Source organism: Aeromonas sp. NJAU223, from assembly GCF_051125555.1.
In the GTDB taxonomy this organism is placed as follows: domain Bacteria; phylum Pseudomonadota; class Gammaproteobacteria; order Enterobacterales; family Aeromonadaceae; genus Aeromonas; species Aeromonas veronii_G.
This window is the reverse complement of the sequence record NZ_CP144204.1, coordinates 2180618-2204500: the sequence shown is the minus strand read 5'-3', so window position 1 is coordinate 2204500 and position 23883 is coordinate 2180618. Positions and strand designations below refer to the sequence as shown.

The 23883-nt window shown below is 59.3% G+C and carries 25 protein-coding genes and 2 pseudogenes; 2 read left to right on the top strand and 25 right to left on the bottom strand.

The window, feature by feature from the left end:
* Positions 1–78: 78 nt before the first annotated feature.
* The 22 genes and pseudogenes from VZC39_RS10085 to yceD form a co-directional block, all read right to left on the bottom strand.
* Positions 79–1131 carry a fimbrial protein gene (locus tag VZC39_RS10085; RefSeq protein WP_434668170.1) on the bottom strand — a complete coding sequence of 351 codons (1053 nt, stop codon included), beginning with the start codon at positions 1129–1131 and terminating at the stop codon, positions 79–81.
* Between the two features lie 173 nt (positions 1132–1304).
* Positions 1305–2351 carry a fimbrial protein gene (locus VZC39_RS10080; RefSeq protein WP_349922240.1) on the bottom strand — a complete coding sequence of 349 codons (1047 nt, stop codon included), beginning with the start codon at positions 2349–2351 and terminating at the stop codon, positions 1305–1307.
* A 52-nt stretch (positions 2352–2403) separates the two neighbouring features.
* Entirely contained in the window at positions 2404–2982 is a 579-nt protein-coding gene (locus VZC39_RS10075; protein WP_434668167.1) for a fimbrial protein, read from the bottom strand.
* Positions 2983–3028: 46 nt separating this feature from the next.
* Positions 3029–3445 (bottom strand): hypothetical protein, encoded by a 417-nt coding sequence (locus VZC39_RS10070; RefSeq protein WP_349922238.1) that lies wholly within the window; start codon positions 3443–3445, stop codon positions 3029–3031.
* Positions 3446–3620: 175 nt separating this feature from the next.
* Positions 3621–5980: pseudogene (locus tag VZC39_RS10065) on the bottom strand (fimbria/pilus outer membrane usher protein).
* Between the two features lie 222 nt (positions 5981–6202).
* Positions 6203–6922 carry a fimbrial biogenesis chaperone gene (locus VZC39_RS10060; RefSeq protein ID WP_349922237.1) on the bottom strand — a complete coding sequence of 240 codons (720 nt, stop codon included), beginning with the start codon at positions 6920–6922 and terminating at the stop codon, positions 6203–6205.
* Positions 6919–7551 carry a fimbrial protein gene (locus VZC39_RS10055; RefSeq protein ID WP_434668163.1) on the bottom strand — a complete coding sequence of 211 codons (633 nt, stop codon included), beginning with the start codon at positions 7549–7551 and terminating at the stop codon, positions 6919–6921. Before VZC39_RS10055 ends, VZC39_RS10060 begins: the two co-directional genes overlap by 4 nt.
* A 145-nt stretch (positions 7552–7696) precedes the next feature.
* The gene (locus tag VZC39_RS10050; protein ID WP_434668160.1) at positions 7697–8035 is read right to left on the bottom strand and encodes an Hpt domain-containing protein; all 339 of its coding nucleotides are present in this window, start codon (positions 8033–8035) and stop codon (positions 7697–7699) included.
* 137 nt (positions 8036–8172) lie between these two features.
* A complete protein-coding gene (locus VZC39_RS10045; protein WP_434668451.1) occupies positions 8173–9114 on the bottom strand; it encodes a site-specific integrase in 942 nt (313 codons plus the stop codon).
* Positions 9115–9488: 374 nt separating this feature from the next.
* Positions 9489–10268, bottom strand: a complete 780-nt coding sequence (locus VZC39_RS10040; protein WP_434668157.1) for a TatD family hydrolase — start codon at positions 10266–10268, stop codon at positions 9489–9491.
* Between the two features lie 27 nt (positions 10269–10295).
* Entirely contained in the window at positions 10296–11243 is a 948-nt protein-coding gene (gene holB / locus VZC39_RS10035; RefSeq protein ID WP_349922233.1) for a DNA polymerase III subunit delta', read from the bottom strand.
* Positions 11228–11869, bottom strand: coding sequence for a dTMP kinase (gene tmk / locus VZC39_RS10030; RefSeq protein ID WP_349922232.1), 642 nt, complete (start codon positions 11867–11869; stop codon positions 11228–11230). Before tmk ends, holB begins: the two co-directional genes overlap by 16 nt.
* Entirely contained in the window at positions 11869–12870 is a 1002-nt protein-coding gene (mltG, locus tag VZC39_RS10025; protein ID WP_434668154.1) for an endolytic transglycosylase MltG, read from the bottom strand. Before mltG ends, tmk begins: the two co-directional genes overlap by 1 nt.
* Positions 12860–13666: an aminodeoxychorismate lyase gene (gene pabC / locus VZC39_RS10020; RefSeq protein ID WP_434668151.1), complete on the bottom strand. Its 807-nt coding sequence runs from the start codon at positions 13664–13666 to the stop codon at positions 12860–12862. The genes mltG and pabC overlap by 11 nt, the downstream gene beginning before the upstream one ends.
* 77 nt (positions 13667–13743) lie before the next feature.
* Positions 13744–14985: a beta-ketoacyl-ACP synthase II gene (fabF, locus tag VZC39_RS10015; protein ID WP_434668148.1), complete on the bottom strand. Its 1242-nt coding sequence runs from the start codon at positions 14983–14985 to the stop codon at positions 13744–13746.
* 82 nt (positions 14986–15067) lie between these two features.
* Positions 15068–15304, bottom strand: a complete 237-nt coding sequence (gene acpP / locus VZC39_RS10010) for an acyl carrier protein (protein ID WP_005300909.1) — start codon at positions 15302–15304, stop codon at positions 15068–15070.
* 157 nt (positions 15305–15461) lie between these two features.
* Positions 15462–16196 (bottom strand): 3-oxoacyl-ACP reductase FabG, encoded by a 735-nt coding sequence (gene fabG, locus VZC39_RS10005; protein WP_434668143.1) that lies wholly within the window; start codon positions 16194–16196, stop codon positions 15462–15464.
* A gap of 13 nt (positions 16197–16209) precedes the next feature.
* Entirely contained in the window at positions 16210–17145 is a 936-nt protein-coding gene (gene fabD / locus VZC39_RS10000) for an ACP S-malonyltransferase (protein WP_434668449.1), read from the bottom strand.
* A gap of 73 nt (positions 17146–17218) precedes the next feature.
* Entirely contained in the window at positions 17219–18178 is a 960-nt protein-coding gene (locus VZC39_RS09995; protein WP_434668140.1) for a beta-ketoacyl-ACP synthase III, read from the bottom strand.
* A gap of 6 nt (positions 18179–18184) precedes the next feature.
* Positions 18185–19204: a phosphate acyltransferase PlsX gene (gene plsX / locus VZC39_RS09990; RefSeq protein WP_434668137.1), complete on the bottom strand. Its 1020-nt coding sequence runs from the start codon at positions 19202–19204 to the stop codon at positions 18185–18187.
* A 9-nt stretch (positions 19205–19213) separates the two neighbouring features.
* Positions 19214–19381, bottom strand: coding sequence for a 50S ribosomal protein L32 (gene rpmF, locus VZC39_RS09985; protein ID WP_005300935.1), 168 nt, complete (start codon positions 19379–19381; stop codon positions 19214–19216).
* A gap of 20 nt (positions 19382–19401) precedes the next feature.
* Positions 19402–19923, bottom strand: a complete 522-nt coding sequence (yceD, locus tag VZC39_RS09980; protein WP_349922225.1) for a 23S rRNA accumulation protein YceD — start codon at positions 19921–19923, stop codon at positions 19402–19404.
* A gap of 327 nt (positions 19924–20250) precedes the next feature.
* Here yceD and VZC39_RS09975 point away from each other — a divergent pair, with 327 nt between their 5' ends.
* Positions 20251–20640: a hypothetical protein gene (locus VZC39_RS09975; RefSeq protein ID WP_434668130.1), complete on the top strand. Its 390-nt coding sequence runs from the start codon at positions 20251–20253 to the stop codon at positions 20638–20640.
* A 27-nt stretch (positions 20641–20667) separates the two neighbouring features.
* On the opposite strand, the gene VZC39_RS09970 is transcribed toward VZC39_RS09975, so the two are convergent.
* The gene (locus VZC39_RS09970) at positions 20668–21318 is read right to left on the bottom strand and encodes an START domain-containing protein (protein ID WP_349922223.1); all 651 of its coding nucleotides are present in this window, start codon (positions 21316–21318) and stop codon (positions 20668–20670) included.
* A gap of 202 nt (positions 21319–21520) precedes the next feature.
* On the opposite strand from VZC39_RS09970, the gene VZC39_RS09965 reads away from it, so the two are divergent.
* Positions 21521–22102, top strand: a complete 582-nt coding sequence (locus VZC39_RS09965; RefSeq protein ID WP_434668447.1) for a Maf family protein — start codon at positions 21521–21523, stop codon at positions 22100–22102.
* A gap of 73 nt (positions 22103–22175) precedes the next feature.
* Here VZC39_RS09965 and VZC39_RS09960 read toward each other — a convergent pair.
* A pseudogene (locus VZC39_RS09960) lies at positions 22176–22833 on the bottom strand (HAD family hydrolase).
* Positions 22833–23777, bottom strand: a complete 945-nt coding sequence (rluC, locus tag VZC39_RS09955) for a 23S rRNA pseudouridine(955/2504/2580) synthase RluC (protein ID WP_349922222.1) — start codon at positions 23775–23777, stop codon at positions 22833–22835. The pseudogene VZC39_RS09960 and the gene rluC overlap by 1 nt, the downstream one beginning before the upstream one ends.
* Between the last annotated feature and the right edge of the window lie 106 nt (positions 23778–23883).

Below are 23883 nucleotides of genomic sequence, written 5' to 3'. Positions count from 1 at the left end.
ATTAGCGGTGTTATGTTTCAATGCGATCCTCCTGCCAATGCTGGCTAACCGGATGTCGCCCCTCGCGATGCATGAGCATCAAGGCAGTGTCATGGTGACGATGGCCTGGGCACTGAACTGCCCCACTTCGATGGCCTGACCGGGTAGCCGGGCTGGATACAGGTTGACGAAGAAGTGCGTCGATGCGTTGGTCGAGGGCACCGAAACCGAGTTTTCGAACCCCAGTCCAATGGGGTTGTGGTTGTCGTCGAGCAACCCGATCCCGACGCCGGGCAGGGTGGTCTTGATCAGGTTGCCTTCCGAGCCGGAGGCGCTCTGGAAGGTATAGTCAATGACCTGGTTGCTCTGCATATTGACGCAGTCCACACCGAGATCGAGCCGCGCCGGTGGCGGGCTCAGGGGGGGCTCCCCTGTCTTGAGCGCATATTTGCCAATCTTGCCCAGCTCCACGGTAAAGGTATCCCCCTGTCTGAACGAGCAGGAGGTATCGGCATTGAGCTGGATATTCGCATCGACATAGGCGAAGGGATAGGCGTAATCGACGGAGCCAGGATCAGGGGCCAGTCGCCAGTACAGGGTGGCGAGCCGTCCGGAAAACAAGACCTGGGCGATGATGCCCTTGCGCAGCCGAAACTGCGTCTTGATTTGACTGCCGGTGGCGACCCCGCTGACCAGGGAGTCCCGCTTATAGCAGGTCGACAATCCGGCATTCTGGACGCTATCAAACGGCACTTCCTGAAAACCTGGACCATAGATGAATATAAAGGTTTTCACCTCGATATAATCATTGAGCATCCGCCAGCCATTGCCTGCATCTGGCAAGTCGGTCGTCGCCGTGAAAAATGAGTAATATTGGCCATCCTCCCAGCAATCACATTTCCCTCTGCCGGATTGCCCGGAGTGACTCTCCTCCTCTATCAGGGTGCCCGCGGCATTACCCGTGCTATCCGCAGCCAGGTCGGATTCAACCGCGAATTTATGCACAATCAAGGGATCCCCTTCACACTGCCAGCGATATTTGGCTGATGCTACATTGGGCCAGGCAAAGAAGAGGGTCAGCGAAAGAATGCCCACCGATTTCAATAACCAGCGAGGCCCGGCAATCATAAGGTTCATCATGGCAATACTCATACAGTTCTGACCGGTTGATTGTGGATATGACCCACCCTGGGCCGATGAAGAATTGAGCAACAACCGTTCCCTGCAATTGAAAGCGAAAAAGGGAATCCATCTCGGATCCCCTTTGCGACCATGGCTACCAATATGCATGGGGCCGCGTCTGTGTTTGAACATTCAGCCTGGCACTAGGGTATTGAAACCGTCACGATGGCTTGCGCCGAGAAGTGGCCAGGCTGCACCTCTTGTCCTGCCAATTTGGTCGGATACAGTTTGACATTAAAGTCGCTTGCGGAATTATCTACTGTACCAACCGTCGGGACCGTCACCGCATTATTGATGCCGAGTCCAATGGGGTTGCCACTCCCATCGAGCAACCCCACGCCCACTCCCGGAAGATCCGTGTTGATAAAATCACCGGTGGAGCCGGAGGCGCTCTGGAAATTATATTCAAGGGCCGAGCTGTCCAGATTGGTGCAATCCACACTCAGATCAATGTTTCTGGGGGTGTAATTGTTCGGTATGTTGCCGTCCGTCATATTGCCCTTGTAGACATCGCCCAGATCAACGGTAAAGGTATCGCCTTGTCTGAAATTGCATTGCGCGAGCGCCCCCAGCGTAATATCCGCATTCACCACCGCGAAGGGATAGTTAAAATCGGGGAGCTTATTTGAACCTATCATCCAATAGAGGGAGGCGAGCTCACCTGAATATTTCACGTACCCCACAATCCCTTTGCGCAAGCGGAAGGTCACCATTGCCCGTCCCCCTGTGGCGACCCCAGAGACCACGGTATTGGCACCGGCACATTGAGAGGTCGCGCTATTTTGTACCGAGGTAAAGGGCACCAGTTGAAATCCGGCGCTATAAACATAGATAGAAATTTGTGCGTCGAGATATTCGTTGAGTTGATAGTAACCGCCCCCCGCCTCGGGTAAGTTGGATCGCCCTGTGAACCACGAATAATAGCTTTTGCTGTCACGGCAATTGCACAGGCCAGTGCCTGACTGTCCGGACCCTGCTTCCAGGGTCATTTTATCTCCGGTGGCGGCCGTGCCATCCCCGAATGTTTGATCAATCACCAGTTGGTGATTGATCAGCGGATTACCCTCGCACTGATTCACTGGCAACTCGGCCATGGCCCCCTTGGACCAGAGGGAGACGACAACCAGCATCACCGTCAGGCAGACCCTGGTTATTGCCCCTTTATGCGCCATTGCGTGCGGGTCATTCATATGGCGTTTCCTGTATTGCTATTGCGGCATTTTTTCAAACAAATGGTCAGCATCAGGGGAGCGTGACGGTGACGATGGCGTTGGCCGAAAAGGCCCCCGGTTCGATGGGGGCGCTGTAACCCGGCGTCTTGGCGGGGTAGAAACGCAGGTCCATGCTGGACTGGCCGTTCTGGAAGGGGCGCAACACGCTGTTGCTGCTCCCCAGCCCGATGGGGTTACCAGCATCATCTGTCATGCCGACCACGACGCCGGGGTTGCTGGTGGCGATAAAGGGACCCTCGGCGTTGGGCGCGCCCACACCATTGAAGAAGTATTCAAGTTGGGTTGGGGCAGTGACCAAGTTGCTGCACTCGATGGTGATATTGAGGGGCCTTGGGCTGTAACCAGCGGGCGGCGCCCCGTCCTGCAGGCTCTGCCTTGCCACGGAACCGAGATCCACGGTAAAGACCTCCCCCCCCTCGAAGCTGCACTCGGCGCTGGATTTGACGGTGAGATCCACATAATACTCGGCGATGGGGAAGGCGCGGTCGGGGATGTTGCCATAGGTGCGATAGAGGCGACCCAGAATGCCGGTGAATCTCGACTCCCCCAGTATGCCCTTGGTGATCTTGACGTCGAAACTGCCGCTCATTCCCTCCGAATCCTGAAACTGGTTGTTGGCGCTGTTGCACTCCTGGCTATAGGAAGAGAAACGCTCGAACGGCAACTGCAGGCTGCCCGCGCCCGGCGCATTGTAAATGGAGGCTCTCGTTGAGGATGGCCCAGATATTGCCGTTTTGACCGTTATCGGGAAGGGTGTAGTAGGCCGAATAGGTCACGCCACTGAAGTTGTAGGGGTCTGGACAATTGCAGACCACGGTGGACTGGGTGCCGGTGTTGAAGTTGTTTTTATAGATGACGCCGGAACCCACATCCTGGCCATTGTCGCCGGTATCAACCACGGCAGTGACATTGCGGGTGAGATCACCGCTGCACTGCTTTTGCGGCAAGCCTGCCGGAATGGGAGTGCTGGCGGCAAAGGCCTGGTGTGCGGGCAGCAGGCTGGAGAGGGCCAGCAGCAACCAAGCTAGAGCAATATATAATATGTTAACCATACGAGACTCCACAAAACAAAACAAAACACTGAAATATTAGGTATTTCATTATTTAAAACCTGCCACTAGGTGCATGTCGCATCGCGCTGCTGGTAGACATTCTCGCTGCTGTCATCGCTCACGGGGGGATATTGCAACTGGCATTGATGCTCAGACTGCGGACCCCAGACGACTTTCAGCCCCTTGTGTTCGCCGCGCAGGAAGATGATCCCCCCTGCCCCACCAGGGCCACCTGGTTGTTGTCCCCATCTTTCACACTCGCCCCGAAGGGAATGCGGATATCGTCCAGGCGCAGTAGCAGCGGCTTGCCATTGAGGGTGGCGTAATCGAGTCGTACCACGGCGCCACGGCGTGGCACCGCGCGTTGGGAGGTGACCTGCAGCTCGACATCCATCGGCAAGCCACGGGGGCTGATGCCGAGCGTGTTCTGGCGATAAGGGGTGAGCTCTGCCTTGAGGGCCTGACCATCGCCATCCAGACGATTGCCCTGGTCGTTGTTGAGCATGGCGCCGGGGGCGCCGTCGGCCACCATCAGTGCCATGGTCTCGCCCCGCTCCGGGCTCATGACCACACCGCCCGAGTGAAGCACCAGGGTGCCGCTCGCCGTGGCCGAGTATTGGTTGTAGCTCTCTCCGTGGCTATAGCTGGCCCCGAGCTGGGCGGCCGAGGTGCGGTAGTTGAGGTTGCCGCCATAGGTGTAATCATTGCCCGTGCTGTCATGGTCCCGGCTGCCATAGAGGCCGTAGTTGAGCTGGCTGTATTCGCCGAGGGAACCGGAGAGGTTGGTTCGAACCGAACTGCTGTGGTCCTCGTTGAAGGTGGCCGTGGTGCTGAGCAGAGGGCGCTGGCGGCCGCTGCCGATGGGGATGCTGGCGGTCAGCATCAGGGTGTCGTTGCTGCCGTACTCCTGCAGTTCCCGGCTGGCGGAGACGCCGAGGCTGCCCCAGCCGAAGCTCTTGTTGTAACCGAGCTGATAGGTAGTGACGCTCGACTGCTCTCCCCAGTAATTACGGATAAGGCCGGTGAAGTTGAGATCCCCATACTGCCCCATGGGCTGGCTGACGCTGAGCTGGAAGCGATTGCGCTCGCGCATGTAGGTGCTGTCCGTGTTTTCGCGCTGGCGGGCGAAGTCGCCAAAACTCAGAAACTCTTCGCTGGAGAAGCGATAGGCGGCGAGGGAGAAGTTGGTGCGGCTCTGATCCAGCAGCTTGCTGTAGCTCACCCGGTAACTCTGACCCGTCATGTCGCCATCCTGGGGCAGACCGTTTAGTCCGCCGGGCAGCCCTCTGGCGTGGGAGAAGGTGGCGTCCAGCGCCACGGCACCAATAGGGGTCGCGAAGGCCGCTCCCCCCAGCAATGAACCGTAATCCTCAGCGAGGCCCCCCCATAGAGGGTCAGGCTGTTGCTGATCCCGCGCCGATAGGTGCCCTGCAAGAACCAGGGTTCATCGCTGAGGCTCTCGTCACGGTACTGGCCCGCCGCCAGGTTGAAGCGGGAAGCATCCGGGCGCAACATCTGCACCACGGAGGAGAAAGGCACGGTGAAGTGCTTCTCACGCCCATCCGCCTCGGTGACGGTCACCTCGAGATCGCCCGCATAGCCGGTGGCATAGAGATCGTCGATGACGAAGGCGCCAGGTGCGACCGTGGTCTCGTAGACCTGGTTGCCGTTCTGGCTCACCGTGACCTTGGCGTTGGTGTCGGCGGTGCCCCGGATGACGGGGGCGAAGCCCCGCTCGCTCTCCGGCAGCATGCTGTCGTCGCTGGCCAACTGCACTCCGGTGAAGGGGATGCAGTCAAAGTCATTGCCCGAGGTGAAATATTCACCCAGGGTCAGCTGGGACTGGAGGGGATCAATATCGGTCTGGGCATAGGTATTGAGGGCCGTATAGGTGCTGCCGGTGTCGTTACCGCTCTGATAGCTGCCGTTATGGCGCAGTCGCCAGCCGCCATGATTGATGCCGGCGTTGATATTGACGCTGTAATCCGTGCTGGAGGCCGCGCCATCGCGCTCATTGTGGAAGGCGTTGGCGTGATAGCCGAGGATGGCGGCGTCGATCCCCTCATCCCACTCGGCGGGATCCACGTAACCGCGTTTGACCTGGCCCGCATAGGCCTGGGGGATGCTCAGTACCCCGGTGAGTTCGGCCGTGTCCATGGTGAAGGTCGCCCCCGGGATCAGCTTGCCGACCTCGATGCAGTCGGTTGCCAGCAGTTGCGTGACGTCCTCCTGATTGGGCAGCTGTTCGAGCTTGGCCCCCCAGCGATGGACATCGGCGGCCTTAAAGCAGAACTTGGATGAGGCTTGCCCCTCCCCTTGAGTCACTTCGACGGATTGGCGCAGCCGCTCCTTGCCGTTGAGGGTGATGTCCAGGGTATAGGTGCCGGGCAGGATGGCCCCGGCCTCGGAGAATTGAGAAAGGTCGATGTTCTGGCCCAGCCCCCGCAGGAATGTGTTGTCAAACTGGACGGCTTCATTGCTCGACACCGCCGGGATCGCCTCTGGGGATTCCGTCGCCAGCGCCGACGAGAGCATGCCCATGCCGAGCAGCGCACAGATCGCCTCGGCGATGGCCGTGGGTCGCCATGGTCGCTCGGCAGGCATCTGCGGGTTATCTGTGTTGGTGCATCGGGAGAAGTTCATACCGCGTATCCAGAAGAGTGAGAAATGGACAGCATGAGCGGGCCGGAGGCGGTCACTCGCGTCTGAAGTGAGCCTCGTTCATGCAAATCGAAACAGGCGATAGAGCGTGGATGATCAGGGTTTCAAGGTGTAGCTCTGGTCTCGGGTTGCCCCGAAGTCGTCGATCCAGTTGGCGCTGACGGTGCCCGTTGCGCCCTGCCACCCCTTGAGGGGGTAGTCGCGGCTGGAACGCGGGTTCACCATGCCGGCGGCCGCTATCTTGAATTGCCTGCCGGCCGCCTTCACGGTGACATCGGCAAAGCTGACGTGAAAGGCCGAGTCATTGCGCACCCGGATCCCCGTGGGGGTTGGTGTCCAGCTCAGGGACTTGGCAGCGTCAATCGGGGAGCCAGTCAACCCAGCGGGCCGATAGAACAGCTTGAGGCGCGAGCGGAAGGCAAGCTGCATGACGTTGCGATCCTGGGTGCCTTCGGCCCTTGGCGGGATCTCCAGCACATTGAGCCAGTAGACGGATTCACGATCCTGCACGGGATTGGCAACCTTGGTAATGCGCAGGACCTGCCCCTTGTTGGCTTCGATACGGGTCAGAGGGGGCAGCACCATGAAGGGGAGCTTTTCTGCGCCCGGCTCTACCGATGGATCCCCTTTGTCGAGCCAGGATTGGACCAGGGTCGGCCTTGCCGAGTTATTGGTCAGGCGCACCGTGATCTCGCGTTCCTGCTCCGGGTAGATGAAGCGGGTGCCCATGATCTTGACACCGGCCTGGGCCAGCAAGGGAAAGCAGAGTGCGCCGGCTATCAGGCAGGCAGACAGTCTCTTCAAGCTGGTTTTCATAGTGATTTCCTCAAAAAAACACTGGCAACAGCAGAGAACACTGCTGCCAGAGACGGCTTATCGATAGATATCCATCTAAAAAAGTATGGCAGCAGCACAGGGTCTGCTGCCAAGGGGTTATAGCTCGCCACGGTAGCGACGGTACCGGCAACAGCTGCGTCAGTGGCCACGTATTGAACGGTGTATTGAATGTCGGCCGAGCCGACACCGGCATTGTCAACAAAGGAGGTGAACATGTTTTGGCTTTGGTCACGCATGTCGATAGCGGCCCCAGCAGGGTTGGCAAACTGAACCTGGGCATTCTGGGCGGAACCCAGGTTCTGGAGGTTGCCGGTACTCTGGTCAACGTTCATGGCTTCAAAGAAGGCACGTACGGCACCGGAGGCCGGGCAGTTGCTCAGGGACATCATGACTGGCGTGCTGCCCGCGATGTCACCGGCATTGGCCAGGGCGGTCTTGGAAATGGTTGGCAACTGGACAGTGGCATCACTCACACCACCATTGACGGCGATGTCACAGGCAGCATCGACAACCTCACCGGTGATGGTGATTTGGCCATCGGCAGCATAGGCGCTCTGGGCACTCATCATGGCAAGACCGGATACGGCGGCGAAGATTACTTTTTTCATGTTTAGCTCCTGATAATGAAACGAGCGTCTATGTGTATTCACAACGCACCGCCATTTTAAGAATTCAGCACGAGAATCTCTGTCGGTCCCACCCTACGGATCTGTAGGAAAAGTCTTAACCACCCCGAGTCCGGTTGACCAAATGTTAACTCATGGTTTGTTTGTGGTTAATCTGGGTTTTGTTCAGCACTTGTTGCCCAATGGCCGTGATCAGCTCTTCCATGGCGGTGGCCAGTTGCAGCGCCTGTTGGGTAACCCGTGACATGTCCTGGCGCTGACACGACGCCTCCAGGGCCTCACAACAGGCAAACAGGGGGCGGGCCTTGATGATCTTGGCCGCTCCTTTAATGCGGTGAGCCAGACTGTCAAAACGCGCCAGATCCGGGGACTTGAGCAGTTGCTCCAGCGTGGCCAGATCCCCTCGGGTGCTCTCATTCATCTGCTCCAGCAATGTGATCACCAGGGTCGGGTTGCCTCCCGTCATCTTCTCCACCCCTGAGATATCGAATATGGCCTCAACGGCAGGCGTAGGCTCGGGGGTGAGATGAATTTTCTTTTGGAAAACAGGGTGATGAAAATCACCCTATGGACAGATAACTGGCGGTGAACAGGACGAGAGGCTTATAACAGGCCATCCAGGGCATGGTCGGAGAACTTGTGCGCGTCATCGAAGTACTCCTGCAAGGTGCGTATGTCCTTGTGCCTCGTTACTTCGATGATCTTGTTCATGGGCTTGCCGGCGGTGACCGCCGAGGTGATGAAACCGCGCCGCAGACTGTGGCCGCTGACCTGGAGATCGTCGATGGCCTGGCCGGTGCGCCGCTTGATCATCAGGTTGATGCCCTGTGGGCCCAGGGCATCCGGCATCAATTGCCCCCAACGGTTCATGCGCCGAAACAGCGGCCCCTCATCGATCCGGCTCTGTTTCAGCCAGCGTTGCAGCGCCCTGACCGGGCAGTGGTGTTTACCGGGGATAAGGGCTATCTCGGTCTCGTGCAACTGATGTTTGCTCGGTTTGAGGCGAAGACGGATCCCCTGCCCCACGAACTGGAGATCGCTCACTTCGATGCGGGCCGCCTCCGAGCGGCGCAGGGCTCCGCTGAACATCAGCAGCAACAGGGTGTGATCCCGCAAGCCAGCGAGGCTGCGGGTATCTATCTCATCCAGTACCTGGGTCAGCGGCTGCAGAGTCAGCGCTCCCGTCTTGCGCTTGCGATTATCCCCGAGGCGCACGATGCCGCGCATCATCTCCTTGATCTCTGCGTGCTCGGTCGGCATGGGGTGAACACCTTTTTGCTTGAAGGCGTAGCGAATGCCGGCAAGACGCCTCACCAGGGTTGCCGGTTTGCGCGGCTCGCCGTTGCGAAGCTCTCCCTTCCCCGCCTCCTTATCGAGCCAAACCCAGTCGGCCAGAATACCGTCAGCCTGATCCGCCAGGAAGTTCATGATGTCGTGATGGGTGCTTTGCAGTGGATCCAGCCGCTGCAACTGGCACCAGTAGACGAAGATGCGGGTGTCCGCCTCATAGGCATTGAGGGTCGAGTCCGATTTGGCGCTGCGCAGGAAGCGGCGAGCCCGACTGTTGAGCCCGGGATCGAATACCGCCTGCAATGAGTGATGATCAGACACCTGTGAGGATGGATGGGTCACTTAAACTGATGATTCGATGAGAAGTTTCCGAGGATCTTACAGGATCTTCCAGATCCATCAAGTATCGATAATGAATATTATCGATACTTATAGGAAGTCAGTTTTAACCCCCTTCAGCATCAGTGGGAACCTCCCATCCCCCGACTGCCATTTCACCTGTTTCCAGAAACCGAGTTGCTTCTGTTCAGTTGAATGGTGAGAGATAACGTGATTCGGTTTTCGTTTTTATCAGGTGGGTTATCCTGTCGATTGAAAATAACAAGGCCCCGTTGATGGGGCCTTGTTGATTATTTTTTTGCCAGCTTGAACAGCTCGAAGAAGTTGTGGCTGGTGGCCTCGGCCAACTGCGTCAGCGGGATCTGGCGAAGGTCGGCAATAAACTGGGCGACGTCTCGCACGAAGGCGGGCTCGTTCTCCCTCCCCCGATGGGGAATAGGCGCAAGATACGGCGAGTCGGTTTCGACCAGCAGCTGCTCGAGGGGCAGCACCTTGACCACCGCCTGCAAGGCGGCGGCATTCTTGAAGGTGACGATGCCGGAGATGGAGATGTAAAACCCCATCGCCATGGCCGCCTCGGCCATCTCGAGAGACTCGGTGAAGCAGTGCAGTACACCGCCCACCTGATCCGCCCCCTCTTCACGCATGATCCGCAAGGTATCGTCCTGAGCATCCCGGGTATGAATGATGAGGGGCTTGTTCAGTGCCCGCGCTACCCGGATGTGTTCACGGAAGGAGTCTTGCTGCACTTCCTTGTTTTCCGGCGAGTAGAAATAGTCCAACCCCGTCTCGCCGATAGCGACCACACGAGAGTCAGCCGCCTGAGTCAGCAGCAGGCTCGCATCGACCCCGGGATCCTGGTTGAGCGGATGCACACCGCAGGAGGCAAAGACCTGGGGATAGGGAGCGATCGCCGCCAACATGGTCGGGAACTGGCCCTGGGTCACACTCACGCAGAGAAAGTAACCCACCTCCTGCGCCGCCGCCTTGGCCAGCACATCGGCCATGTCGGTCTGCTTGCTGCCGTAGCTCAGGCGATCGAGGTGACAATGGGAATCAACGAGTAACATAGCTAACCTTGTGTGCTTGAACGCAAATCATAACCAGCGATTGAGCCAGTTCATGAGATGAATGGTGGGGTTGGAGAGCTGCCCCGGCTGACAGGCGGCCTTGAGGCCGACGAGTTGCTGCTCCGCCTCCAGCAATTTTTCACTGGAGTGACGCTCGGCCAGCTGCTGGCTGAGGGCCGCGAGATCCGGCATGGCCAACTGGTGATGACCGCAACCTGCCTGGGTCTTGAGGGCATCACACAGAAACAGCTGCAGCCAGTGCAGGCGAACCTGACTCTCTTCCGCCAGTTGGCCACAGACGCTGGCCGCCCGTGTCGGGGCTTGTGACAGGGAGACAAAACTCTCCAGCAGAGTCCGGCGAGCCTCATCTTGCTGGGCTTCGATATAGTCCAGCACCCGCAGCGGCGCCCCCTGGCAGATCCGCACCTGGGCCTGGGTGGCCTGGTGCCCCTGCGCTGCGAGCCAGTTTAGCGTCTCCCCTTCCGTCGGCAATTGGCAGACATGCTTGTGGCAACGACTCAGGATCGTCGGCAGCAGACGGGAAACCTTGGAGGCGATGAGCAGCAGCAGGCTGTCGCCGGCCGGCTCTTCCAGGGTTTTCAGCAGGGCATTGGCGGCAGACTCCGTCATGCGCTCCGCGTCAAAGATGATCACCACCTTGCCACGACCGAGCTGGGAGGTGCTCTGCAACCGGCCACAGATCTCGCGAATGGCCTCGACGCCGATGGTCTTGCTCTCGGTGCCGATGGTGCCGAGATCCGGGTGATGTCCCTTGTCCAGCAACTGGCAGGAGTGACACCGATCGCAGGGCTCCCCGTCCCTTGGCTGCTGGCACAGGTGCAACCTGGCCAGCCGCTCGGCCAGCTGCTCCTTGCCAAGACCGGGATCCCCGAGCAGCAGCCACGCATGGCCGAGTCGACCACGCCGGGCATTCAGGCTCAGACTTTGCCATTCCGGGATCAGCCAGGGATACATAGGCCCTCGCGCGTGAAATAAGCATCGAGGGTGGCCTCGATGGCGGCCTTGACCTCGGCCGGTGTCTGGCCTGCGTCGATCACCTTGATGGCCTCATCCTGCGCCGCCAGTTCCAGGTAACGCAGGCGGGTGCGCTCGAAGAAACCGATTTTTTCCAGCTCGATGCGATCCAGCTCGCCGCGATGGCGAGCACGTTGCAATCCGAGGGCGGGATCGATATCCAGATAGAGGGTCAGGTCCGGTTTGAAATCTCCGAGCACCGCCTGCTTGATGGCCTTGATGAGTTGGGCATCGATACCGCGTCCGCCCCCCTGATACGCCTGGGAGGAGAGGTCATGTCTGTCCCCCACCACCCAGACGCCGTCCGCCAGGGCGGGCTTGATCCGGGTTTCCACCAGTTGCACCCGGGAGGCGTACATCAGCAGCAGTTCGGCTTCGATGGTAAGGCGCTCGTCGTGCACTTCTTTCACGATGGCGCGTATCCGCTCGGCGAGCGGTGTGCCGCCCGGTTCACGGGTGCACTCGATCCGCCCCACTCCATGCGTCTGCAGATAGTCGGTGACATAACGTACGGCGGAGCTCTTCCCTGCCCCTTCGAGTCCTTCAATCACGATAAATTTAGACATTAGGGTTTCTTCAATATGTATTCGCGCACCGCCCGATTGTGTTCATCGAGGGTCTTGGAGAAGTAGTGGGCCCCGCCCCCTTTGGCGACGAAATAGAGATAGTCGGTCGACAGGGGATTGAGCGCCGCCTCGATGGAAGCCTTGCCCGGCATGGCGATGGGGGTCGGCGGCAGGCCATCGATCACATAGGTGTTATAGGGGTTGATGTCGGTCAGATCGCTGCGGCGGATGTTGCCATCGTACCTGTCCTTGACCCCGTAGATGACGGTGGGGTCAGTCTGCAGCTTCATGCCAAGACGCAGGCGATTGACGAAGACGGAGGCGATCTGCGCCCGTTCGTCCGGCTGACCGGTCTCTTTTTCGATGATGGAGGCCATGATCAGCGCCTCATAAGGGCTCTTGTAGGGCAGATTGGCCTGACGCTTGTCCCAGTTCTGCAGCAGGAAGGCCTGCATATCCTGATAGGCGCGACGTAAGATGGAAATATCGCTGGCGTGGGTGGTGTAAGCATAAGTCTCTGGCAGGAACCACCCTTCCAGCTTGCCATTCTCTATGCCCAGCTCCTGAGCGATTTCCGTCTCGTCCTGCTCCACCGTCAAACGCTCCAGATAAGGCGCGCTGGCGAGCTGTTTCTGCCAATCCTCGAAGCGGGATCCTTCCACGAAGGTGAGGCTGAAGTGGAACTCCTTGCCAGAGGCGAACAGGGAGAGGGTCTCCTTGAGCGGAGCCCCTTCCTTGATCTCATAGGTGCCGGACTTGATGGCCACCAATTCGGGATGGCCACGCAACCACAGACGCACCGCCCAGGGGGCAGGTTCCCCCTCCCCGAGCTCGGTGATGAGGCGCGCCGCATGGGCGCCCTTCTCGACGGTGAAGAGGCGGGTCGGCCCCTTGTTGGTGAGGGTCTCCACCTCTTGCCATTTGTAATACACATACCCCCCGGCGACGGCGGCCGTCAGGGCCGCTCCCGCGAGCAGAGTATAAAGTCGATTAAACTTCAATGACCAAACGCTCCTGTAAACGGCGGATCAATACCGGGTTGGGATAGCCTTGATCGCCAATGCGATTGAGCGGCACTATGCCCATCAGGGTATTGGTCAACCATACTTCTTCGGCCTGCCACAGTGACTCCAGCGGAGCCTCCACGACACGCAGTTCAATGCCCATCTGTTTAAGCATCCCCATCACACGTCGTCGCATGATGCCGTCCACACCGCCATGGGTGAGATCCGGGGTAAACACCGTCTTGCCACGACGCCAAAACAGATTCGCGCTGACACCTTCTAGCAGAAATCCGCGGCTGTTCAACACTATACCTTCGACTCCACCGCGCGCGGCAAGTTCGCGCTTGAGCAAAACTTGCTCTAGCCGCCCGAGGCTCTTGAGCCCCGCCAGCATGGGGGCGTCCCCGAGGCGTTGCTGACAGATCAGCGCTTCAATGCCGGTCCGCTGCCAGTCCGGGTAGTGGGCCGGATAATCAGCCAGCGAAACAATACGGGTGGGTGAGTCGCAGTTGACCCCGTCATAACCCCGTCCGCCACTGCCACGGGTCAGCACGACTTTCACGACAGCCTGCGTCTGACCCGCCGCCAGGCTTGCCACCTCGGCGGCAAGCTGATCCCAGGGGATGGCGGCAAAGCCGAGCCGATGGCTGGCCTGCTGCAGGCGAGCCAGGTGATCCGGCCACCAGACGACCTCCCCTCCCTGCACCAGCATGGTGGTGAAATGGCCATCTGCGTATGACAGACCGCGGTCCCTGGCAGATAGGGCTTCTGTTGACACTCCATTGATCAGCATACAGGTCCCTTTGATAAAAAAGGCCCGATACTGGCGTATCGGGCCCGACACTTCGCTAGCAATCTGCCCAGCGAGAATTATACGCGTTTGAAGATCAGGGAGCCATTGGTGCCGCCGAAACCAAACGAATTGGAGAGGGCATACTCAAACTGACCGGCCTTGGCCACGTGGGGCACCAGATCCAGATCACACTCCTCGTCCGGGTTGTCCAGGTTGATGGTGGGGGCCACCTTCTGATCCCGCAGGGACAACACAGTGATGATCGCCTCGATGGCGCCGGCAGCGCCCAGCAGGTGGCCGGTCATCGACTTGGTGGAGCTGATCATCAGGGCATTGGCATGATCGCCAAACACCTTCTTCATGCCACGCAGTTCCGCCACGTCCCCGAGGGGGGTGGAGGTACCGTGGGCGTTGATGTAACCGATCTGCTCGGGGGCGATGCCCGCATCCTTGATGGCATTCTTCATGGCGCGCGCGCCACCGTCACCGTCCGAGGGCGGCGCCGTCATGTGGTAGGCGTCACCGCTCATGCCAAAGCCGACCAGTTCGGCGTAGATCTTGGCGCCGCGCGCCTTGGCGTGTTCGTACTCTTCGAGCACCAGCACCCCGGCGCCGTCACCCAGCACGAAGCCATCGCGATCCTTGTCCCAGGGGCGGCTCGCCTTCTGGGGCTCGTCGTTGCGGGTGGAGAGCGCCTTGGCCGCCGCAAAGCCGCCCATCCCCATGGGGGTGGAAGCCTTCTCGGTCCCGCCCGCCACCATGACATCCGCATCCCCGTAGGCGATCATGCGCCCGGCCATGCCGATGGCATGGGTGCCCGTGGTGCAGGCGGTGGTCACGGCGATGTTCGGGCCTTGCAGGCCTTTCATGATGGAGAGATGACCGGACACCATATTGATGATGGTGGACGGCACGAAGAAGGGGCTCAGCTTGCGCGGGCCGCCATTGATGAGGCTGCTGTGGTTCTGTTCGATGAGACCCAAGCCACCGATGCCGGAGCCGATGGCAACGCCTACCCGCTCGGCATTCTCTTCGTTGATGACGAGGCCAGAATCGTCCAGCGCCTGCACACCCGCCGCCACGCCGTACTGGATGAAGAGATCCATCTTGCGGGCTTCTTTGCGGTTGATGCCGTATTGTTCGGGATCGAACTCTTTCACCAGGCCGGCGAAGCGGGTCGCGAATTCACTGGTATCAAAGTGGTCGATGAGGGAAATGCCGCTCTGCCCGTTGAGCAGGGCTTGCCAGCTGGATTCGGCAGTGTTACCCACCGGGGAAAGCATCCCCAAGCCGGTCACCACGACTCTGCGTTTTGACACTGAGGTAGTCTCCGAGAGGTGTTTTATGAGGGAACAAACATAAAAGAAGCGGCCCTTGGGCCGCTTCTTTCAGAACAGGATCTTATTCCTGATTAGCGGTGATGTAGTCGATAGCCGCTTGAACAGTGGTGATCTTCTCGGCTTCTTCATCAGGAATTTCGGTATCGAATTCTTCTTCCAGCGCCATTACCAGTTCAACGGTATCCAAAGAGTCAGCGCCCAGGTCGTCGACGAAGGAGGCAGCGTTCTTAACGTCTTCCTCTTTAACACCCAGTTGTTCGATGATGATTTTCTTTACGCGTTCTTCGATGTTGCTCATGACCTGAATTTTCCTTTAAAAATACGCTATTGCGTCTGGTTGGGGTAGTGTATTCAATTGACTGGAGTTTGCAAGTAGCTTGCCGCTGGTCAAACCACGAAATGTGCCAAACTTCGGCGTACTATCGCAAATTTGAACAGATCTCACGACAAATTGATTACACCATGTACATCCCGCCATTAACATGCAGGGTTTCGCCAGTGATGTAAGCAGCGTCATCAGACGCCAAGAATACCACAGCGGCGGCAATTTCTTTCGGATCGCCCAAACGGGCGGCAGGCACCTGGCTCATGATGCCGGCGCGCTGCTCTTCGTTGAGTGCACGGGTCATGTCGGTCTCGATGAAACCGGGGGCAACCGCATTCACAGTAATGCCACGGGAAGCCACTTCACGGGCCAGGGACTTGGTGAAGCCCACCAGACCGGCCTTGGCGGCGGCGTAGTTCACCTGACCCGCGTTGCCCATGGTGCCAACCACGGACCCGATGCTGATGATGCGGCCTTGGCGCTTCTTCATCATGGCACGCAGCACCGGCTTGCTCAGGCGGTAGAGCGAGGTCAGGTTGGTGTCGATGATCTCGTTCCACTCATCGTCTTTCATGCGCATCAACAGGTTGTCACGGGTGATCCCGGCGTTGTTGATGAGAATATCGATGTCACCGAAACGCGCCTTGATATCGGCAAAAACGGCTTCAATGGATTCCTGGCTGGTCACGTTCAGTGCCATACCGCAGCCCTGCTCACCCAGATAGGCGCTGATGGCGGCGGCGCCGCTCTCGCTGGTGGCCGTGCCTACAACCTTGGCGCCACGGGACGCGAACGTTTCTGCAATCGCACGACCAATGCCACGACTGGCACCGGTGACCAGGACAACCTTATCGGTAAAACTCATCTTCTGCTCCTGTTTACTTGGCTTGGGCCAGCGCCTGCTCGAAAGAGGCGGCATCGTTGGCGTGAATACCTTCCACGCGCGAGTCGATGCGCTTGGCGAGCCCAGTCAGTACTTTGCCCGGTCCCATCTCGACTTCGAGGGTGACCCCGTCGTTTGCCATCCGCTCAACGGTCTCGGTCCAACGGACCGGACTGAACAGCTGGCGCACCAAGGCTTGTTTGATGGCGGCCGGATCCTGCTCACAGGATACGTCCACATTATTGATGACTGCGATGACAGGAACCTTGATCTCGATCCCATCCAGCGCGGCGGCCAGTTTTTCGGCGGCCGGCTTCATCAGGGCGCAGTGAGACGGCACCGAGACCGGCAACGGCAAGGCACGCTTGGCGCCGGATTCTTTCATCAGCACGTTGGCACGCTCGACCGCCTCCTTGTGACCGGCAATGACCACCTGGCCCGGGGAGTTGAAGTTGACCGGCGACACCACCTGGCCCTGGGCTGCCTTCTCGCAGTTGGCGGCGATGCTGTCGTTGTCCAGCCCGATGATGGCGGCCATGGCACCGGTACCTTCCGGCACGGCTTCCTGCATGGCGAGGCCACGCAGCTCGACCAGCTTGACGGCATCGGCAAAGCCCAGGGCGCCGCTGCACACCAGGGCGGAATACTCACCCAGGCTGTGCCCGGCCATCACGGCGGGGGTCGCCCCACCCTGCTGCTGCCACAGGCGCCAGAGGGCGACGGAAGCGGTCAGCAGCGCAGGCTGGGTACGCCAGGTCTTGTTCAGATCCTCGGCGGGGCCGTTCATGACCAGGGCCAGCAGATCGTAACCCAGTACCTGGCTCGCCTCGGCGAAGGTCTCTTTAATCACGGCATGTTGCTCGGCCAGTTCGGCCAGCATGCCGACGCTCTGGGAGCCCTGTCCCGGGAAGGCAATGGCAAATCGGGTCATCATTGATTCCTTTAAGGTAAGACGAAATCGGTCAGCGAGCGCCCGAGGCCCACACCCCGGACGCGGCTTGATATCAGAAGCGCACCAGCGCAGAACCCCAGGCGAAACCACCACCAAAGGCTTCCAGCAACACTAGCTGGCCCGGCTTGATCCGGCCATCACGCACCCCTTCATCGAAGGCGATGGGCACGGAGGCGGCAGAGGTATTGCCGTGCTTGTCGAGGGTCAGCACGACCTTGTCCAGCCCCATGCCAAGCTTCTTGGCGGTGGCGCTGATGATGCGGAAGTTGGCCTGGTGAGGCACCAGCCAGTCCAGTTCGCTGGGATCGATGCCGTTGGCGGCCAGGGTCTCGGTCACGATCTCGCTCAGGCGGGTCACCGCCACCTTGAACACGTCGTTGCCCTTCATATACATGTAGGCTTCGAGCTCGGCCCCCGGCATGCCGCGGTGAGGCTGCGGCAGCTTCAGTAGATCCCCATAGCGGCCGTCCGCGTGAAGATGGGTGGAGATGATCCCCGGGGTCTCGCTCGCCCCGAGCACCACGGCCCCTGCCCCGTCACCGAAGATGATGATGGTGCCGCGATCCTTGGGATCGCACATGCGGGACAGGACGTCCGCGCCGACCACCAGGACGTTGCGGGCAGCGCCGGATTTGACGAATTGATCCGCCACGGCGAGGGCGTAAGTGAAACCGGCACAGGCGGCGGCCACGTCGAAGGCCGGGATCCCCGGCACCCCGAGCAGCCCCTGCAATTCGCAGGCGGCGGCCGGGAAGGCATTCTCTGCGCTGGTGGTGGCCAGCACTATCATGTCCAGATCGGCGGCGGTCAGGCCGGCCACGTCCAGTGCCCGCAAAGCGGCTTGATGAGACAGGGTGGCGACGGTTTCGTCGGCCCCGGCGATGCGGCGCTCACGGATCCCGGTACGCTCCACGATCCATTCGTCACTGGTTTCCACCATCTGTTCAAGATCGGCATTGGTACGCACCGAACTCGGCAGGTAACTGCCAGTACCCAGAATTTTGCTATGCATAGAGTTTTATAAATCCCTGTCGGAAAAGACAGATTCAAGGCGATCTGCAATTTGCAATGGAAGCTGATGCCTGGCCTCTTGTGCGGCCAGCAGGATCGCATGACACAGAGCGCGCCGTTCGGCACGCCCATGGCTTTTTACCACAATGCCGCGCAATCCTAACAGACTCGCGCCATTATACTGGTCGGGGTTCAGGTAAGAAAAACGCCGTTTGAACATAAATCCGGCGAGTCGACCAAGAAAACTGCGTTTTTTACGGGGATATCCGGCCAGTTCGGCCATCATCCGCACCACCCCTTCGGCGGTCTTGAGGGCCACATTGCCCACGAAACCGTCGCAGACGATCACATCGCAGTCACCGCTGAAGATCCTGTCCCCCTCGATGAAACCGACAAAATTGAGGGCGGTACACTGGCGCAGCAGTTCGGCGCTGTGACGAACCAGGTCGTTGCCCTTGATCTCCTCCTCCCCCACGTTGAGCAGCGCGACCCGGGGAGACGGGATCCCCGCCACCTGCTCGGCGACCACGGACCCCATCACCGCAAATTGCAGCAAGGTATAGGCATCGCAGCTCACGTTTGCCCCCAGATCCAGCATCACGGTACGCCCGCCCCCCAAGGTAGGCAGCGCCTTGATGAGCGCGGGTCTGTCGACACCGGGCAGGGACTTGAGCACGCATTTCGCCATGGCCATCAGGGCGCCGGTATTGCCGGCACTGACGCAGGCATCCGCCTCGCCGGCCTTGACCAGATCCAGCACGACCCGCATGGAGGAGTCTTTCAGGGTGCGCAATGCGACGATGGGTTTCTCGCCCATGCCGACGACTTGAGAGGCATGCACGAAACGAACGCGAGGGTGATCCAGCAAGCCATGTTGCTGCAAGAGAGGGGTGATCTGGTGTTTGTCACCGACCAGAATGAGATTGAGCTGAGGCAGAAGAGACAGTGCCTGCACGGCGGCAGGCACTGTTTCCGAGGGGCCAACATCTCCCCCCATTATGTCTAGCGCGACAGTTTGCGTAGACAAAGGCAATCCTTAAGCGATTACCTTTTTACCGCGGTAGAAACCATCGGCAGTCACGTGGTGACGACGATGAATTTCGCCACTGGTCTGATCAACAGTCAGTGCAGCGGTGGTCAGGGCATCGTGGGAACGACGCATGCCACGCTTGGCGCGGGTTTTACGGTTCTGTTGTACGGCCATGGTAGGCTAACTCCTAAAATTCACTTACGTTTGAGCTCTTCAAGAACTGCAAAGGGATTCGGCCGCTCATCAGCAGGTTCGATGTCACCCCAGGTCATCTCCATGTTCCCTCGCGGACAGACATCCAGAGGATGCATGGCCACTTGAGGCAACGAGAGGATGAGTTCATCCTCCAGGATTTGATGAAGATCTATCTCGCCGTTTTCGTCCAACTCAATGGGCTCATAAGCTTCCGGCAGTTCTTCCTCGTTTGTTCTCTCGAACAGCGGAGTGTAGATAAAATCAGCTTCACAAAGGTGTTCGAACGTCTCTCCACAACGCTGGCAAACCAGGTCAACCTTGGCATGGGCAGTGCCTTTCATAACGGTCAACTTCTGGATGTCTTTACCAAATTGCAGGGTGACATCAACATCACTTCGCAAGCCTTCGGTTGATTCTTCCAATCTGGGCATCTGCGACTTTTCCACTATCCCGACATAGTCGAGTAGCTTCAAGGCATTACGGACTGGATCAACCTTAACGGGCAACTTCACCTTTTGCATAGGGCGCGAATATTATAGGTCCAACAAGGGATAGTCAAAGGAAAAAGTCCTTACCGCCGATGATTTTAACTGCGCAGACCCCTGTTCACAGGAACTTGCGCTCACCGGTGACTGATTATGCCATAAACAGCCGGATCCCACACGGGATCCTGCACGGTACGGGCATGCAGGAGGGGAAATGCGGACAGCTCCCCCCAGTCCCTACGCTATGCCAGCTCTGCTGATTTGACCAAATCTGACGCTTTGCTTGAAAACAACCCGCTGAGGCTCGACGTTGTGTCTTAGGATAATCAGGGAGATGAGGCGGGGTTTATCTGGAGGTTATCGATGAAGGTGGTAATTTATCGGTGGTTTATGCTGATTTTTATCCTATCGGCGATGCAACCTGTGGTTGTCTTCGCCGAAGAGAAGAGCAGCGGTCATGTCTACCTGGATGACAATATGCCGGTCTTCCTCCCCTGCGGTTCGGACAACGCCTTCTTGCTGATTGGCCCGGACAAGCTGCTGCAATCCTTGCAACAGCAATGGCACCAACTCAATGCGCAGCGCTCCACCTCCCCTCGCCCGCTTTACGTAGAAATGACGGGGCATTTTGAAGAGAATCCCGATGCCGAGGGACGCTCGGCAGATTTCGACGGCCGCTATCGTGGAGAATCCCTCCTGCGCAGTCAGGCCGAGAGTCCCGCCACCTGCCCGGTATTGGTGGTTGAGGACTAGATCAGGACGCTCATTTCCCCGGCTATATCAGGGCCTGGCCATGCACGTCGGCTTTTGGGTGAACAGGGAGACCGGACGGCGGGGCGCCGCCTCCATCAACCGGCGAATGGCTTGAAAACTCTCGAGGGCCGCCTTGATGGCAATGGGATTGACTATCCAGCCCGGCAGGTTGTTGCCCGGATTGGTGTAGGTTTCGAGTCGCACCAGGGTGGCACCATCCCCTTGGGGCAGGGCCTCCCAGCGACCGCTGCTGGCCCGGATCCGCACCAGCCCCGGCCGCTCGCGCAGGGCATCGGGTTCGGCCCAGACCTTGAGCACCAGGCCACAATCCGCCCGTCTCGACACATGGGAGCGGGTGATGAGCTCCCTGTCCTGCACCGGCCAGGGGGATTCCAGCCGGGTGTAGACCAGTTCATCATCCTCGCCGGCTCGCGCCAGTACCCGTACCTCGCGACTCTTGGGCAGCCACTCCCGATGCCGGGCGGTGTCCCGCAGCACCGCCAACAGGGCCTCAGGGGCGGCCTTGACCCGCATCTCCAGACGCAAGGCCAGGTAGGGGCCTGGCGGGCGAGGCTGGGTCCAGAGGCTCACATTCCCCTCCCCCTGCTGCGGCAACCATGCCTGCCCCCAGCTGGCAAAGGAGAGCAAGATCACCACCAGTGCTCCGTATTTGATCATGCCATCTCCCCCCGTCCGTCCATTATCCATACCAATGCAAGTGCAGTATGACAGTCACGCCCTGGCATGAGAGCTGACCATCGATGTATCCAGTGTCGGAAGCTATGTGCTTATCCATGTCGCTGCAGGCAAGCCAGTTTACACCCTGCCTGCTGGCCTTATAGAATCAACCAATTGATTTATCACTGGATATCACCACATGATGGCTGCCACTCTGATCCTTGCCTCCACATCCCGTTATCGCAAGGCCCTGCTGGAAAAACTCGGCCTGCCATTTCAGTGTGCGGCCCCTGACGTGGATGAAACTCCGCAGCCCCAGGAGTCGGCCCAGGCACTGGTAGCAAGGCTGGCACATGCCAAGGCGAGCGCCATCGCAGCGCAGCATGATCACGGCCTGGTCATCGGTTCTGATCAGGTGTGTGTCTGCGATGGGCGCATTCTTGGCAAACCGGGCACGGTAGAAAACGCGGTGGCACAGCTGATGGCCGCCCAGGGTAAAAGCGTCACCTTCTATACGGGGCTGTGCGTACTGGATGCGGCGAGCGGCCGGGCTGAACAGTGGGTGGAACCTTTCACCGTGCACTTCAGAACCCTGGGTGAGGCGGCCATCCGCCGCTACGTAGAGGCGGAACTGCCGCTCGATTGCGCTGGCAGTTTCAAGTGTGAAGGCATGGGTATCGTGCTGTTCAAGGCCTTGGAGGGTCGCGATCCCAATGCACTGATCGGCCTCCCCCTCATCGCCCTGATCGAGCTGCTCGAGCGCCATGGGCTGGCCCTGCCATGACCCTGGCGAGAGACACATCGACATAGAAAAACGGGAGCCTTGATGGCTCCCGTTTTATGTTTTCGATGCTGGCTCATGCCAGCAGCTGGCGCAGCTCCGCCATGGTATCGACGATGGCAACGGGTTCGTATTGCGCCAGCCTGGCCCTGTCGTGCACACCCCAGGTCACCCCGATGCGCGGCATGGCAAGGGCTGCGGCCATCCCCATGTCGTGGATGGAATCGCCGATCATCACCGCCTGCTCTGGTTCCAGGCCCAGTTCATCCAGGATCTGGGTCAACATCAAGGGGTCGGGCTTGGAGTGGGCTTCATCTGCTCCGCGCGTCGCGGCAAAGAGCGGACGTAATCCCGTCTCGTCCAATACCCTGTCCAGACCCTGCCGGGACTTGCCGGGACTTGCCGGTGGCCACGGCCAGTTGAATGCCCGACTCCCGCCAGTGATGAAGCAGTTCGCTCGCCCCCGCAAACAAGGGGCTCGGCGTGTCATCGTGCAGATAAAGGTGGCGATAGCGGTCGATCAGGGCCTGGGCCCGCTCGCTCCCCTCCTTCAGGGTGAACAATCGGGGGATCCCCACCGCCAGGCTGAGGCCGATGATCTGATGGGTCTGCTGCGCCGACGGCACCGCTTCCCCACAATCGCGGGCGGCCCCCTGCACACAGGCGACGATCCGCCCCACCGAATCCATCAGGGTGCCGTCCCAGTCGAAGATGGCGAGGTGGATATCCTGCATCAGCGGGCCAGCTTGCCGAGGAAGGTTTCAAGTTCAGGGGCAAGCGGCGCTTCCACCTGCATCTCCCTGTCATCCACCGGGTGAGTAAAGCTCAGCTTCCAGGCGTGCAGGAAGAGCCGCTTCAGCCCTTGATTGCGCATGCTCTCATCAAATGCCGCCTCACCGTATTTGTCATCACAGGCGATGGGGTGGCCGGCATGCTGGGTATGGACCCGGATCTGGTGAGTCCGGCCGGTGATCGGGCTGCACTCCACCAGGGTCGCCTCGGCAAACTGGCGGGCGATGCGAAAACGAGTCTCGGACGGCTTGCCATCGGCGCTGACCCGCACAACCCGTTCGCCGGATTGCAGATCATTCTTGCGCAGAGGCGCATTGACCACCTTGACGTGAGGCTGCCATTGGCCGCGTACCAGCGCCAGATATTGCTTGCGCATGGTCTTGACCCGCAGCTGCTCATGCAGACTGCGCAGGGCGCTGCGCTTCTTGGCAACCAGCAACACGCCGGAGGTATCGCGATCGAGGCGATGCACCAGCTCGAGGAAACGGGCTTCCGGGCGCAGGGCCCGCAGCCCCTCGATCACTCCGAAGGAGAGACCACTGCCGCCGTGTACCGCCATGCCGGAGGGCTTGTTCAGCACGATCATGGCCTCGTCTTCAAACAGGATCTGGCTCTCCAGACGCTGGATGCTGCCAAGGTTGGCCGAGGGCAGTTCGTTCTTCTCGGCAACGCGCACGGGCGGTACCCGTACTTCGTCGCCGGCACAGAGCTTGTATTCGGGTTTGATGCGTTTCTTGTTGACGCGCACTTCGCCCTTGCGAAGGATGCGATAGATCAGGCTCTTGGGGACGCCCTTTAGCTGAGTCTTGAGAAAATTGTCGATGCGCTGCCCTTCATGCTCAGCTTCGATGGTGAGCAGCTGCACTTGTTGATGTATCTGTGTCATGGCGCGGATTTTAACACTGCCGATGGCCCTTGGCTCCATGCTTTGTTAAAAAATGGCGTCTTGCTATAAAAGTGGTTTAAATGGGATAATAAACAAGGTTTTGTCA

Coding starts and splice junctions, on each gene's coding strand:
- VZC39_RS10085 (WP_434668170.1), bottom strand. CDS start 1,131: ATGAGTATTGCCATGATGAACCTTATGATTGCCGGGCCTCGCTGGTTA.
- VZC39_RS10080 (WP_349922240.1), bottom strand. CDS start 2,351: ATGAATGACCCGCACGCAATGGCGCATAAAGGGGCAATAACCAGGGTC.
- VZC39_RS10075 (WP_434668167.1), bottom strand. CDS start 2,982: ATGAGCGGCAGTTTCGACGTCAAGATCACCAAGGGCATACTGGGGGAG.
- VZC39_RS10070 (WP_349922238.1), bottom strand. CDS start 3,445: ATGGTTAACATATTATATATTGCTCTAGCTTGGTTGCTGCTGGCCCTC.
- VZC39_RS10060 (WP_349922237.1), bottom strand. CDS start 6,922: ATGAAAACCAGCTTGAAGAGACTGTCTGCCTGCCTGATAGCCGGCGCA.
- VZC39_RS10055 (WP_434668163.1), bottom strand. CDS start 7,551: ATGAAAAAAGTAATCTTCGCCGCCGTATCCGGTCTTGCCATGATGAGT.
- VZC39_RS10050 (WP_434668160.1), bottom strand. CDS start 8,035: ATGACGGGAGGCAACCCGACCCTGGTGATCACATTGCTGGAGCAGATG.
- VZC39_RS10040 (WP_434668157.1), bottom strand. CDS start 10,268: ATGTTACTCGTTGATTCCCATTGTCACCTCGATCGCCTGAGCTACGGC.
- holB (WP_349922233.1), bottom strand. CDS start 11,243: ATGTATCCCTGGCTGATCCCGGAATGGCAAAGTCTGAGCCTGAATGCC.
- tmk (WP_349922232.1), bottom strand. CDS start 11,869: ATGTCTAAATTTATCGTGATTGAAGGACTCGAAGGGGCAGGGAAGAGC.
- pabC (WP_434668151.1), bottom strand. CDS start 13,666: ATGCTGATCAATGGAGTGTCAACAGAAGCCCTATCTGCCAGGGACCGC.
- acpP (WP_005300909.1), bottom strand. CDS start 15,304: ATGAGCAACATCGAAGAACGCGTAAAGAAAATCATCATCGAACAACTG.
- fabG (WP_434668143.1), bottom strand. CDS start 16,196: ATGAGTTTTACCGATAAGGTTGTCCTGGTCACCGGTGCCAGTCGTGGC.
- fabD (WP_434668449.1), bottom strand. CDS start 17,145: ATGACCCGATTTGCCATTGCCTTCCCGGGACAGGGCTCCCAGAGCGTC.
- VZC39_RS09995 (WP_434668140.1), bottom strand. CDS start 18,178: ATGCATAGCAAAATTCTGGGTACTGGCAGTTACCTGCCGAGTTCGGTG.
- rpmF (WP_005300935.1), bottom strand. CDS start 19,381: ATGGCCGTACAACAGAACCGTAAAACCCGCGCCAAGCGTGGCATGCGT.
- yceD (WP_349922225.1), bottom strand. CDS start 19,923: ATGCAAAAGGTGAAGTTGCCCGTTAAGGTTGATCCAGTCCGTAATGCC.
- VZC39_RS09975 (WP_434668130.1), top strand. CDS start 20,251: ATGAAGGTGGTAATTTATCGGTGGTTTATGCTGATTTTTATCCTATCG.
- VZC39_RS09970 (WP_349922223.1), bottom strand. CDS start 21,318: ATGATCAAATACGGAGCACTGGTGGTGATCTTGCTCTCCTTTGCCAGC.
- VZC39_RS09965 (WP_434668447.1), top strand. CDS start 21,521: ATGGCTGCCACTCTGATCCTTGCCTCCACATCCCGTTATCGCAAGGCC.
- rluC (WP_349922222.1), bottom strand. CDS start 23,777: ATGACACAGATACATCAACAAGTGCAGCTGCTCACCATCGAAGCTGAG.